This is a genomic window from Psychrobacter sp. H25 (assembly GCF_059076335.1).
The window spans coordinates 760,278-773,769 of sequence record NZ_JCACRV010000001.1 but is presented as its reverse complement, the minus strand read 5'-3'; the positions used below and the strand labels follow the sequence as shown (position 1 = coordinate 773,769).

The 13,492-nt window shown below is 44.0% G+C and carries 10 protein-coding genes; 7 read left to right on the top strand and 3 right to left on the bottom strand.

Annotation, left to right across the window (positions count from 1 at the left end; translation table 11 throughout):
• Positions 1 to 100: 100 nt before the first annotated feature.
• Complete coding sequence (gene katG, locus AC5JPO_RS03040; protein WP_319050437.1) at positions 101 to 2,293, bottom strand: catalase/peroxidase HPI; 2,193 nt, start codon at positions 2,291 to 2,293, stop codon at positions 101 to 103.
• Positions 2,294 to 3,097: 804 nt separating this feature from the next.
• Between katG and AC5JPO_RS03035 the strand changes: the two genes are divergently transcribed.
• From AC5JPO_RS03035 to AC5JPO_RS03015, 5 genes are all read left to right on the top strand, one after another.
• Positions 3,098 to 4,993, top strand: coding sequence for an AmpG family muropeptide MFS transporter (locus AC5JPO_RS03035; protein ID WP_493853220.1), 1,896 nt, complete (start codon positions 3,098 to 3,100; stop codon positions 4,991 to 4,993).
• Between the two features lie 44 nt (positions 4,994 to 5,037).
• Positions 5,038 to 5,910 (top strand): peptide chain release factor N(5)-glutamine methyltransferase, encoded by an 873-nt coding sequence (prmC, locus tag AC5JPO_RS03030; RefSeq protein ID WP_493853219.1) that lies wholly within the window; start codon positions 5,038 to 5,040, stop codon positions 5,908 to 5,910.
• Between the two features lie 46 nt (positions 5,911 to 5,956).
• Complete coding sequence (locus tag AC5JPO_RS03025) at positions 5,957 to 6,748, top strand: HesA/MoeB/ThiF family protein (RefSeq protein WP_493853218.1); 792 nt, start codon at positions 5,957 to 5,959, stop codon at positions 6,746 to 6,748.
• A gap of 84 nt (positions 6,749 to 6,832) precedes the next feature.
• Positions 6,833 to 8,176 (top strand): ABC1 kinase family protein, encoded by a 1,344-nt coding sequence (locus AC5JPO_RS03020; RefSeq protein ID WP_319050343.1) that lies wholly within the window; start codon positions 6,833 to 6,835, stop codon positions 8,174 to 8,176.
• A 164-nt stretch (positions 8,177 to 8,340) separates the two neighbouring features.
• Entirely contained in the window at positions 8,341 to 8,535 is a 195-nt protein-coding gene (locus AC5JPO_RS03015) for a hypothetical protein (protein WP_493853217.1), read from the top strand.
• On the opposite strand, the gene AC5JPO_RS03010 is transcribed toward AC5JPO_RS03015, so the two are convergent.
• The gene (locus AC5JPO_RS03010; protein ID WP_443524109.1) at positions 8,503 to 8,991 is read right to left on the bottom strand and encodes an Lrp/AsnC family transcriptional regulator; all 489 of its coding nucleotides are present in this window, start codon (positions 8,989 to 8,991) and stop codon (positions 8,503 to 8,505) included. The two genes, AC5JPO_RS03015 and AC5JPO_RS03010, sit on opposite strands and share 33 nt — an antisense overlap.
• A gap of 220 nt (positions 8,992 to 9,211) precedes the next feature.
• On the opposite strand from AC5JPO_RS03010, the gene leuA reads away from it, so the two are divergent.
• Together leuA and AC5JPO_RS03000 are read left to right on the top strand one after the other, a co-directional pair.
• The gene (gene leuA / locus AC5JPO_RS03005) at positions 9,212 to 10,996 is read left to right on the top strand and encodes a 2-isopropylmalate synthase (protein WP_319050346.1); all 1,785 of its coding nucleotides are present in this window, start codon (positions 9,212 to 9,214) and stop codon (positions 10,994 to 10,996) included.
• A 305-nt stretch (positions 10,997 to 11,301) separates the two neighbouring features.
• Complete coding sequence (locus tag AC5JPO_RS03000; RefSeq protein ID WP_493851721.1) at positions 11,302 to 11,919, top strand: hypothetical protein; 618 nt, start codon at positions 11,302 to 11,304, stop codon at positions 11,917 to 11,919.
• Between the two features lie 203 nt (positions 11,920 to 12,122).
• Here AC5JPO_RS03000 and accC read toward each other — a convergent pair whose 3' ends face one another.
• Positions 12,123 to 13,478, bottom strand: coding sequence for an acetyl-CoA carboxylase biotin carboxylase subunit (accC, locus tag AC5JPO_RS02995; RefSeq protein ID WP_493851722.1), 1,356 nt, complete (start codon positions 13,476 to 13,478; stop codon positions 12,123 to 12,125).
• Positions 13,479 to 13,492 lie beyond the last annotated feature (14 nt).

The following is a 13,492-nucleotide window of genomic DNA, read 5'->3' as shown; positions in this document are numbered from 1 at the left end:
AACGGGTAAATTTTCAGCACAAAAAAACAGCTACCTTCTAGAAGGTAGCTGTTCATGATTTATAGACTTGCTTGATTTTCGTTAATCCAATAAATAACGCTTACTTAGCAACATCATAGCGATCTGCATTCATCACTTTGTTCCAAGCGCTCACAAAGTCACGAACAAACTTCTCTACATTATCGTCTTGTGCGTATAGCTCAGCATAGGCACGTAAGATAGAGTTTGAGCCAAATACTAGATCGACACGGCGTGCTTGCCATTTAACCTTTCCAGTGCTGCGCTCACGCACTTCATAGTTATCAACAGTATCACTTGCTTTGTCGTCCGATTTTACAGGATGCCAAGTGTAGTTCATGTCTGTCAAGTTAACAAAGAAGTCATTGGTGAGGACACCAGCGCGTTCCGTAAAGACACCATGTTGGCTATGACCATAGTTGGTATCGAGGACTCGCATACCACCAATCAATACAACCATCTCAGGCGCTGTCAATCCCATCAACTGAGAACGATCAAGTAGCATCTCCTCAGGAGAAACGGCGTAATCTTCTTTGACCCAGTTACGATATCCATCATGTAATGGCTCTAAATCAGCAAAAGATTCAGCATCAGTCATTGATGCATCGGCATCACCGCGACCTGGTGTGAATGGAACGGTTATGTCTACACTTGCCTCTTTTGCTGCTTGCTCGATAGCCGCATTACCAGCCAACACAATTAGATCGGCCAAACTGATGTCTTTGTCAAAGTCAGCTTGAATGCGTGTCAATGTCTCAAGTACACGTTGTAGCTGCTCTGGCTCATTACCCGCCCAGTCTTTTTGAGGGGCCAAACGGATACGTGCACCGTTGGCACCGCCACGATAGTCTGAGGCACGGAATGTACGTGCGCTATCCCATGCGGTAATGATAAGTTCACGGCGGCTCAACTCACTATCTAATACCTGCGATTTTAGCGTTGCAATATCATCAGCAGTTAACTCTGCATTTCCTGCTGGGATAGGATCTTGCCAGATAAAATCTTCGCTTGGTACATCGGCACCTAAATAGCGAGCTTTAGGTCCCAAATCACGGTGAGTCAGCTTGAACCATGCTTTGGCAAATACTTCATCAAAATACTCTGGGTTGTTGTGGAATTTCTCAGAGATCTCACGATAGATAGGATCTTTAATCAACGCCATATCGGCATCAGTCATGATTGGATTGCGGCGTACACTTGGATCATGAGCATCTAATGGACGATCTTCTTCTTTGATGTCGGTTGGTTCCCACTGCCATGCCCCTGCTGGACTTTTGGTCAATGCCCAGTTTTGGTTTAATAATAGCTCAAAGTAGCCGTGATCCCACTGAGTAGGATTGGTCGTCCAGGCGCCCTCAATACCACTTGAGACCGTGTTACCTGCATTGCCGTTACCTTTAGGGTTGCGCCAGCCTAGACCTTGCTCTTTCACATCAGCGGCTTCTGGCTCATCCTCTAGGGTTGTTGCATCACCATTACCATGACATTTACCCACGGTGTGACCACCAGCTGTTAATGCCACAGTCTCTTCATCATTCATTGACATACGAGCAAAGGTCGTACGCATATCTTGAGCTGTTTTTAGTGGGTCGGGGTTGCCGTCCACACCTTCAGGGTTAACATAGATCAAGCCCATTTGTACTGCTGCTAGTGGGTTTTCGAGCGAGGTACGGTCTTCATCATTGTCGTAACGGTTCTCTGTATCTGCTAACCATTCGCGCTCAGAACCCCAGTAGATGTCTTTTTCTGGATGCCAAGTATCAGCGCGACCACCAGCAAAACCTATGGTTTTGAAACCCATGGACTCATAAGCCATGTTACCTGCCAAAATCATCAAGTCAGCCCAAGACAGTTTGTTGCCGTATTTTTTCTTAATGGGCCATAATAAACGGCGCGCTTTGTCTAGGTTGACGTTATCTGGCCAGCTGTTCAATGGCGCAAAACGCTGGTTACCCGTATTAGAGCCACCGCGACCATCAGCACCGCGATACGTACCGGCTGAGTGCCATGCCATGCGAATCATCAATCCGCCATAGTGTCCCCAATCGGCTGGCCACCATTCTTGTGACTCAGTCATTAGGTTCTTTAGATCTGTTTTTACCGCTTCTAAATCCAGTTGTTTAAACGCTTCGTTATAATCAAAATCCGCTCCCATAGGATCGGTCTTTTTGTCTTGCTGATGCAATATGTCTAAGTTCAAGCTGTTTGGCCACCAATCGGTTGCAGCAGAAGCAGTAGTGGTGTGAGCTTGGTGTATGACAGGACAGCCACCCATGCTAGGGCGCTGCGGCGCGTGTGATTTGTCAACGTTTTCACTATGAATCGTTGGACCCTTGTTATCTCCTTGATCATAAGTGGTATTGGTTGGTGCATTGTTGCTATGATCTACAGGGCAACCAGCAGTATCCTGCGTAGCGTTTTTGTTGGTTGGGGTATTGGTCGAATCGGACATGGTAAAACTCCTGGGCTATGATAATAGAAAGAACAAACAGTTAATCGAAATAATCATTGTTTATACATAGAGCATAGCGAAGCACTGTGTATTTATAAAACTAATATATAAGAATTATAAGTTTTAAATTATTAATCGTAAAAAGCTTGATGTTTTGTTTATCTAAATCGTCATTAACGCCTGTACTCGTTATCGCTAGTTGAGAATAAACCAGCAGATTACGCTCAATCAATTAGATCTATTTCAATTTTATAGCTACCTTTATATTACCTATATATCATGACGTTGTCAGGTATGGCTTAAGAGAGAATGTAGCAAGAAAAATAAGGGTTAATTTAACCTTAGAGAAATATTGTTATAATCTGCGAGACTACTACGAAACATAAGCCATCGTAAAAGCAATATAGTCAGTGAGTTAGTGCAAAAACATCTAGTCAAGGTGAAGGTTCTCAAGTACCATAACTGGATTTTGTTGTCATATCTATATTGGTACAACTTTATATTGGTACAACGTCGAGCAGTTTTTATCGATTCTTTTTTATCGCTACTTTATTGAGTAACTGATTTTGAAGAGTGATAAGAATTGTGTGCAGTTGTGTTCCTTGTCTCAATTGTTGGTGAGTTATTATGTCTGCTGTGAAATCTGTGCCACCCAATCAACCAATTGCCAAAAAATCATGGGGCGAGGCGACAAAAGCCTATCTAGACCCTCGTGTGATTATCATGTTATTTTTGGGTTTTTCAGCGGGTATCCCTATTCTGCTTATTTTCTCAAGCTTATCACTATGGCTCAGAGAGGCAGGAATTGATCGTAGCGTCGTCACCATGTTTAGTTGGGCGGCATTAGGATATTCATTTAAGTTTATTTGGGCGCCATTAATCGATGCGCTACCTGTACCGTTTTTGACAAAATGGCTCGGTCGCCGCCGCAGTTGGATGGTGGTATCACAGCTGCTCATTGTGCTGGCTATTTTTTTGATGGCAAGGGTGAACCCTGTCAGTGAAGATGTTTTGGTCTATATGGCAGGTGCTGCGGTGTTGCTTGGCTTCTCTTCTGCGACGCAAGATATTGTGATTGACGCCTACCGTATCGAACTTGCACCGCCGTCTATGCAGTCTATTTTGTCTTCTATTTATGTGTCAGGTTACCGTATTGGTATGATCGTTGCTGGGGCAGGCGCGTTGTATTTGGCGGACTATTTTGGCTCAAATGAGACTTTTTATAGTTACGAGGCATGGCGCAATACCTATTATATTATGGCAGGGGTCATGACTTTAGGGGTCTTGACGACATTTGCCAGTTATGAGCCGACGGCTGACGTTTTACAAAACAACAAGCAAAAAGGCAATTTAAAAGTATTTCTTATTTATTCTGCATTACTGCTGATACCAGGTTTGCTATTCGGTATCATTTATCTGATCAACATCTTAATCAATACAGTATTTGATAGCACAGTGGCATTGATACCGCTAATGATAATGCCGGCTATCAAGTTTTACTTTTTGGCTTTGGTTGCTTGTGCCCCATTATTACTACTGTACTTCATCGTCAACCAACCCAAAATCATCAACAAAGCCCCACTGGTCGCTGAGACTCGTGAGGATTACGTCAGACTGGTGGCGTTGTTTGTATTTTCAGTGATTGCCTTTATCGCTGCTTACATAGTGATGGGACAAGTCCTACCAGAATTTGAAGGCGCGTTTTCTAGCTTCTTTGTAGAAACTTTCCATTTACTGGTGAGTTTAGGGGCGGCGATGGTAGCAGGCTACGCATTGGTAAAAGTAGGATTAGTCAAAAAAGAAGTGGCGATGGCAACATGGATCGAGCCTGTTTTGGACTTCTTCCGTCGTTATGGCAAAAAAGCCCTGTTGCTGCTGGCGTTGATTGGTCTGTATCGTATATCTGATATCGTAGCTGGCGTGATCTCAAACGTCTTTTATCAAGACATGGGCTTTAGTAAGACGGACATTGCGAATGCTGTGAAGCTTGTCGGTGTGATTATGGCGATTGGAGGTGGGTTTTTGGGCGGGATTTTAGCCCAGCGTTTCCGTATTATGCACGCTATGATGATTGGTGCTATTTTAGCCTGTGCGACCAATTTGTTATTTGTACTATTGACGTATAATCCAGGCAGCTTACCATTCATGTATTTGGCGGTCATTTTTGATAACTTAGCTGCAGGACTGGCAAGTGCTGTATTTATTGCCTTCTTGTCGGCACTGACCTCTATTCGCTTTACCGCCGTACAGTATGCTATTTTTTCTTCACTGATGACGCTCATACCTAAAGTTATGGGTGGTTATTCTGGTGCTATCGTCGATAATATGGGCTATCCGTTCTTCTTTATTTTTACCTTTGCGATTGGTATCCCTATCTTGGCACTGATTTATTTTGTTGATAAACATATTGTTATTGGTGATAACGATGACATTTATGGCGACGATGATGGCAGCGGCGATAAGTTAGCCAGGGCAAATCCAAACCTGACTGATACCAAAGAGCCACCGCGCGCGTCAGAATAGTTTAGGCCCTTTACTGATCTTTCTATTATTTTTAAGAGTGACTTATGTCAGCATCAACCATCGGTCAAATTAAGCAACACATTGGACAACTGACAAATGATAATACGAGCAACCAGCTGCCGTCGTTTTGGCTAACGGACTGGTTGTTACATGTCACTGATAAGCCCGCGATAGCGTTGATGACGGATGAAGATTACCAGCTGAGTGACAGCGAGCTTGCACAGTTCAGTGATGGTGTGAGTAAGATGCAGCAAGGTATACCGCTTGCGTACCTGACTGGGCAGCAAGAATTTTGGTCACTTAATTTTAATGTCAATGAGCATACTCTGATTCCTAGACCGGATACCGAGGTATTGGTCGAGCAGGTACTACAGTGGATCAATGCTCAGCCAACACGTATTCATAATAAGCGTTTACTAGATTTGGGGACGGGTTCAGGTTGTATCGCTATCAGTCTTGCTCATGAACTTAAGCACGCTAACTGGCAAGTTGTCGCAGTCGATTTATCGCTCGACGCGCTGAAGGTTGCTCAGCATAATGCTATTAATAACGACGTTGCTGACATTAAATTCGTCCAAAGCAGTTGGTATCAGGCACTCGCTACTAGTGCTGAACAGCAGTTTGATGTGATTGTCTCTAATCCACCATATATCGATGAGACAGATGAGCATTTGGCTGCGTTAAAGGCTGAGCCGATAAGCGCGCTGAGTGCGCCCAATCATGGCTTGGCAGATATCGAGCATATTATTCAGCACGCATCGATATACCTATGCACAAATGGGTTATTGGCTATCGAACATGGCTATGATCAAGGTGCTGCTGTTCGACAGTTGTTTTTGGATAATGATTTTGAGTCGGTGCATACGGTACAAGATTATGGTGGTAATGACCGTGTCACGCTAGGGCACGTTCAATAGACAAGTTTTATGAGTGGATTTTTTTGATTATAGGTTGTAGATAAATATGGTAGAAGAGGTGGCACCACTATCCGATGATGAGCTGCTCCGTTATGCTCGGCACGTTTTATTAGACGGTTGGGATATGGATGCTCAGCTGCGACTAAAATCAGCACGCGTGGTTATGATAGGGGCAGGCGGTCTTGGTTGCCCAGCGTCTGAGACACTGGTACGTGCAGGGGTGGGCTATGTTCATCTGATTGACGATGATGAGATTGAGGCGAGTAACCTACAACGGCAAACGTTGTTTTTGCCAGAAGATATTGGCAAATCTAAAGCACTGAGTGCAGCTGCCATGTTAGCGCGCATTAATCCTCTGATACGAGCTCACGGGACAGTCGCACGTTTAGATGAAAACAATGCTTATGAGCTGCTAGGTATGGCAACAAACAAGCCTGATTTACTTTTAGACTGTACTGATAATTTTGCGACGCGTGATAGTATCAACCGTATCAGCGTCCGCTATAAAATCCCGCTGTTATCAGCCTCAGCAATTGCAATGCAAGGACAGCTGGCGTTGTTTGAGCCTCAGCTCGATACTGGCTGCTACCACTGCGTGTTTGGCTCGGTTGTGCGCGATGATGCCGCTGATGAACGTACCTGTGCTAATTCGGGTGTGCTCGCTAGTACTACAGCCGTCATGGGTAATCTGCAAGCCAATGCCGCCTTACAGTATTTGGGATTAACCAAAAATCCACTGACAAATAAGCTGCTCATATGGGATGGTAGTCAAATGCAGCAGCGGCTGATGGGTTATAGAAAAGACCCCCAATGCCCTGTCTGTAGCAGTGTTAATTAATATGCTAGTGCTGTAACCCTTTATAAATACTTTTATCATATTATCTATTTTCAAACATCCTTCTTATTACCATAGTTGTTTTTTATGAAAATTCATCGTCCGCATTTATTAAAACATACCTTTAATGTCGTCAACCGTGTTCGCCAAACAGCGAGTGTGGCAGGTCTGTCTGCGCTAAGAGTAGCAAAAGGGGAGAAACCTGACGCGATGCTACTCAAAGAAACTTTTGAGCAGCTCGGCACCACTTATATCAAAATCGGTCAGTTTATTGCCAGTACACCGTCTCTGTTTCCACGAGAATATGTCAAGGCATTCCAAAGCTGCCTGGATCAGACCACGCCGTTGTCTTATGCTTATATTGAGCAAGTGTTAAAAGAAGAGCTAGCGACTGAGGGCATGACCCTTGATGACACGTTTGCGCATATTGACTCAGAGCCCCTCGCATCAGCTTCTATTGCCCAAGTGCATGCAGCACGGTTGCATAACGGTGATGAAGTGGTGCTAAAAGTGCAAAAACCTGGCGTCGAAACCATTATGCAGACCGATTTGGGTGTCTTGCATGGCGTGACTAAACTGCTCGAAATTGTAATGCCATCGATGAAATTTGCTAGCATCGCACCGATCATCGATGAGATTCGTCTGCGTATGCTTGCCGAGACTGACTTTATTGCTGAAGCACAAAATATCCGCGATTTTCAGCAGTTCTTAGCGGTATCAGGGAATACTCGCGTAGTGGCGCCGCAAGTATACGAAGCGTTGACGACTAAGCGTGTACTCACAATGAGCCGACTATATGGCGTCTCGATGGTCGATGAGTCACTCATGCGTCAGTACTGTAGCGATCCTGCGCAAGTGATGGCAGATACTCTAAATACATGGTTTGCCAGTCTCATGCTGTGCAACAGTTTTCATGCTGACTTACATGCTGGTAATTTGATGCTATTGACCGACGGCCGTATTGGCTTTTTAGACTTTGGTATTGTTGGTAAACTCAAAGCTGAGAGTTGGCGCGCGTGCATGGGTATGATGCAAGCGATGCAAGACAATGATTATCAAGCGATGGCCCGTCATATGATTGATATGGAAATGACGCATGGCGACAACAAAGTCGATGTGGCTGCATTGGGCAATGACTTACAGCGCATGATGACAACCATCATGGCAGAAGATAAGGCGTTTACCAGTGGTGTACCTTTCAACAGCAAAGAACAAGCCGATGAGCTGAATCAAATGATGCTTGAGATCGTCGAAGTGGGTAAGCGTCACGGTATCCATTTCCCGCGTGATTTTGCGCTGTTGACCAAGCAGATGCTATATTTTGATCGGTTTATGCGTACGTTAGCCCCTGATATGGATATGTTCAGTGATCAACGTGTACAGATGCTAGGACAAGATGAGACAGAAATGCCAACGCTAAACGTCTCGTAAATGTTGATTCGATTAGTGAATCATAGGTTTGTCGTTTTTGCTATTGATGAGTGCCTGAATATCTGGTTTGATGGGACATTTGGGCTACATGGCAATGCCACTATTGTAAGGTTGAGATTTTTGTAATTAATCTTTGTTGTTAGGGTAGCGATGATACTCACATTGTGTCAAATGCCACTGCTGCCCACTCTGACTTAGTGATTGCATTGGTGACGCTGTTCTATGCACTAGGGCAGTTTTTTGGCTTATTGGTCACAGCCTTGCTGGCATGGCAGGATAATAATGCTAACACTCCGTCGTCCTACACTACCAGTGGCTTAGATCCTCTAAACCACGCTCCGACTAAACACTTCTCGTAACTCAAAGCTGGTATGTACTTGGGCAACGCCTTCGATACGATTGAGTCTATGTAACAAAAACTCCTCGTAATGCGCCATATCGCGTACCCTTACTTTGATCAGATAGTCCTCTGTGCGTCCTGTGACAATACTACAGCTAATAACTTCCTCAAAACTTTGAACTTTGCGCTCAAACTGTTCGAAACGCTCAGCTGTATGACGGTCCATACTGATAGCGATAAACACAGCAAGTGGATAACCGAGTTTTTGTGCATCGGTCTTGGTTTGATATCCTGTGATAACATTTGCATCTTCTAAGCGTTTGATTCGCCGCGCGCAGGGCGTGGCAGATAAATTCACGCGCTCAGCAAGTTCAGTCACACTCATGCGCGCTTGTGTCTGTAATAAGCGCAGTAGTTGCCTATCGATCTCGTCTATATCCGCTACTAATGTATTCTCGATCTGGTTGTCTGGCATTTTTATTGTCTCAATAGTGAATTAACTCGATTATAGAGCCTAATATAGTATTATCCACTAAAATAACAATAAATAGAGTGAAAAAAAGCAGGTTTCTGAGCATCAAACTTTGCTATTATTGTGATATAAACACTAGCTATCTTGTATGATAAGTATTGATCTAACCAGCAGCTAATCGCCCACTAAATATACAAATAACGTTACCGTCTAAGGATTGATTATGTCTGACCAAGCCACTCGCACTGCAGTCTCAGGGACTGCAAAGATCACACCAAAAAGTGCCGCTTTTGACTTTCGTAAATACCGTCCATTTGCATTTGCACCCTCGTTGCCAGATCGGACGTGGCCGAGCAAAACAATCGAAAAGTCACCGATATGGGCAAGCGTAGATCTGCGTGATGGTAACCAAGCATTGATTGACCCGATGACTATTGAACAAAAAATGCGTTTTTTTAAGACGCTAGTCGATGTTGGTTTTAAAGAAATTGAGATTGGTTTTCCATCAGCGGCACAGGTTGAGTTTGACTTTGCTCGTAAGCTCATTGAAGAAAACCACGTACCTGATGATGTGACACTACAAGTATTGGTACAAGCGCGCGAGCATTTGATCGCCCGTACATTTGAGTCGTTAAAGGGCGCAAAACGCGCAGTCGTTCATGTTTATAACTCAACCAGTCGTGTACAACGCGAAAAAGTCTATGGCAAAGACAAAGCTGAAATCAAAGAGATTGCTATCGCAGGGGCTAAATTGTTGCAAGAATATGCGGCAAAGTATCCTGAGACGGATTGGGTATTTCAATACTCTCCTGAGAGTTTTAGCCAGACAGAGACTGAGTATGCTGTAGAAGTCTGCGACGCAGTTTGTGACGTGTGGCAGCCGCAGAACGGGCAAGAAGTTATTTTTAACCTACCAGCGACTGTTGAGGCATCTATGCCCAATGTCTTTGCTGACCAAGTCGAGTACTTCTGTCGTCATCTTGCCCAGCGTGAGCATGTCATTATTAGTTTGCATACGCACAACGATCGCGGATGTGCAGTAGCGGCAGCTGAATTGGGTGTACTTGCAGGCGCTGATCGTATCGAGGGTACTCTGCTTGGCAATGGCGAGCGTACCGGTAATATGGACATCATGGTCATGGCTATGAACTTGTTTAGCCAAGGTATCGATCCTGATCTTGACTTTAGCAACATGAGTGAAATCGTACAAGTCGTGAGCGAGTGCAATAATTTACCGTTGCATCCACGTCATCCTTATGTAGGCGAGTTGGTCTTTACGGCATTTAGTGGCTCACACCAAGATGCCATCAAAAAGTCTCTCGATTATAATGAAAATCATCAAAACGAGACGGATAACGTTTGGGATGTGGCTTACTTGCCAATCGATCCTGCACATATTGGTCGTAGCTACCAAGATGTGGTACGCATCAATAGTCAGTCAGGAAAAGGCGGCGTTGCTTATATTCTACAGCGCAACTATGGCTTTAATTTACCGCGCTGGATGCAGATTGACTTTAGTCGCGTGGTACAAAAGCAGGCTGAAGCGGTGGCCCGAGAATTACAAAACGATGAAATCCTACAGACCTTTGAAGATACTTACTTACAGCAAGGTAAGTTTGAGCTATTAGACTATAGTGTCAATAACAAAGGTGGTGAGGTGTATTTTAGCGGTCAAGTACAGATGAATAGTGACACCATTGATATTGATGGTACTGGTAATGGCCCGTTGTCATCGTTTATTGATGGTCTTGCACAGCATACGGGTAAGTCTTTGCATATCATTAACTATGCTGAGCATGCGATTAACCCGCACCACAACAGTGGCAATGGCATCGATGATGACACCAACAGTGACAACAAGACTAATGCCAATGCTGCCGCCTATATTCAGCTAAATGTAGATGGTGAAGTATACTCTGGTATCGGTACATGCAGTAGTACAGTATCAGCGATGCTAAAAGGGGCGCTGTCAGCTTTTGCTCAAGCATTGAGTACAGAGGTAGCCTAATACTCAAATAAACAGCAATCATTGTGTAGTCCAGTAATTTATGCTGATCTTAGCTTCATAAATATATAGCGCCATAGCTCCTTGTGCCTAACAAGCAAAGTTATGGTGTTATTTTTTGGGTAAAAAGAAGACTGAGCGTTGGTCAATGTTCTATCTTCTTATGGATATAGCCTACGGTTGCACGAATTTTCTTGGAAGCTTTTTATATATGATACTGCGACCAATAGCATAATGTTACTTGTGTTTTTGGTGTCTACGACTTACGCTAATGTATATATTAAAACATTATAAATAAAAGGTTAACCATGGAACCTACCACATTTGCTTCGTTCACATTGGCATCTATTCTAGCTTCATTACCTGCAAACGGTGAAGCGGTTACTGAGCCAACAATCACTACTCATATCAGCCCTGCTATTGCAGGACAATGGGAGATTGATTTGGATAGTCCTATCACTATGACTAAAGAGGCGAGGGCTAAGCAACCGGCTGTGAGTGAGCAAAAACCCAGCAGCGTAGAGCCTAAAGTGATGGCTAGGATAGATGGCGGTATACTGACCCAAAACGAAGAGCGAGTTTTAAAGATTCCGCCAACTACTAACAAGAACCTTATTAGTTCAGCAAATAAGTCTGCGCAGTGCCGCGAGTTGTACAATTTTGGTGCTGATAACGAGATGCGAGCGTCTAGTGGCAAGGAGTGGACCTATGGTCGTTACTTAATCACTCATCGCGAAGAGGGGCTGCCTATTATCGCGATCAAGACCGTCTATGATAATAACGAGGTAGACTGCTCGGGCAATCAGATAGACCAGACTGATGAAGCGTTGATTGCCTTTATCAATCATGATGGCAATCAGATGCAGTGGTGCGCTGACCCTGATGGAAAAGAATGCTTTATGAATTTCAATAGAGTTTTGCCATAGTAGGTGGTATTAATAGTAAATTATCTATCACATAGAATTCTAATCGTCCTGTTCTAAAACGACAGAAAAAAGCCGCTATCGATATAGCGGCTTTTTCGTATTAAGTTTCTAATAAGTCTGGTTTACAGATTACTAATAAGCGGATTAAAGTCTTTAACTATCTAGCCTCTAGCTATCAAAGCTCTAACTATTGTAATTTATGATTATTTCTTGGTTTTGTCCGCATTCAACATCTCTCTTTCAAGATAGTGAATGTTTTGTGCTTCTTGAACAAACTGATCATCCGCCAAAATCACATCACGATGAAGTGGGATATTGGTCTTGATACCTTCGATGATTAATTCATCAAGGGCATGTACTGTCTTAGCGATAGCTTGCTGACGCGTTTGACCGTGACAGATAAGCTTACCGATCAGTGAATCATAATAAGTCGGTATTTCATAACCAGGATATAAATGCGAGTCAAAACGAATACCAGAACCACTTGGTGTGAACAATTGGCTAATAGTACCAGGGCACGGCACAAAGGTCGCTGGATCTTCAGCATTAATACGGCACTCGATCGCATGACCTTGGATTTCAATCTCACTTTGGCGATAAGATAGACCATAACCAGCGGCGATTTTGAGCTGCTCGACAACGACATCGATACCAGTAATCATCTCAGTTACGGGATGTTCAACCTGCACTCGAGTGTTCATCTCAATAAAGAAAAACTCGTTGTTTTCAAATAAAAACTCAAACGTACCAGCACCGCGATACTTCACAAGCTCACAGGCTTTCACACAAGCTTTTAGAATTGGTTCGCGTACATCATCTGGGATATCTGGTGCAGGCGCTTCTTCTAGTACTTTTTGGTGACGACGCTGCAATGAGCAGTCACGGTCATACAGATGGATGGCATTACCATTCCCATCACCAAGTACCTGTACTTCTACGTGGCGTGGGTTTTGTAGATAGCGCTCCATATAGACCGTATCATCACCGAACCATAGCTCAGCTTCTTGTTTTGCAGCTTGTACTTGACCAACCAACTCATCAAAGCGCTCAACCACACGCATACCGCGTCCACCGCCACCAGAGGCGGCTTTGATCAGTAATGGAAAACCGATATTACGTGCCTGCTCTTCAGCATTGTGGAGTGTCACAGCGCCAACAGAGCCCGGCACAGTCGGTACGCCTGCTTTTTTCATCGCGTTGATAGCAGAGACTTTATTGCCCATCAAGCGGATGTGATCAGCATTTGGACCAACGAAAGTCAATCCTGCTTCTTCTACTCGTTCAGCAAATTCGGCATTTTCAGACAAAAAACCATAGCCTGGGTGGATAGCATCTGCGCCAGTGATTTCAGCAGCGGTTAAGATGGTATTGATATCCAGATAGCTTTGGTTGGCATTAGGTTTGCCAATACAAATTGCCTCATCAACAAAGCGCAGGTGCATCAAATTGGCGTCAGCGGTAGAGTAGACACCTACTGTTTCAATACCTAGCGCTTTACAAGCTCGAACGATGCGCAGGGCAATCTCACCTCTATTGGCAATGAGCAATTTTTTTATCATGGGTTCATCCTTGT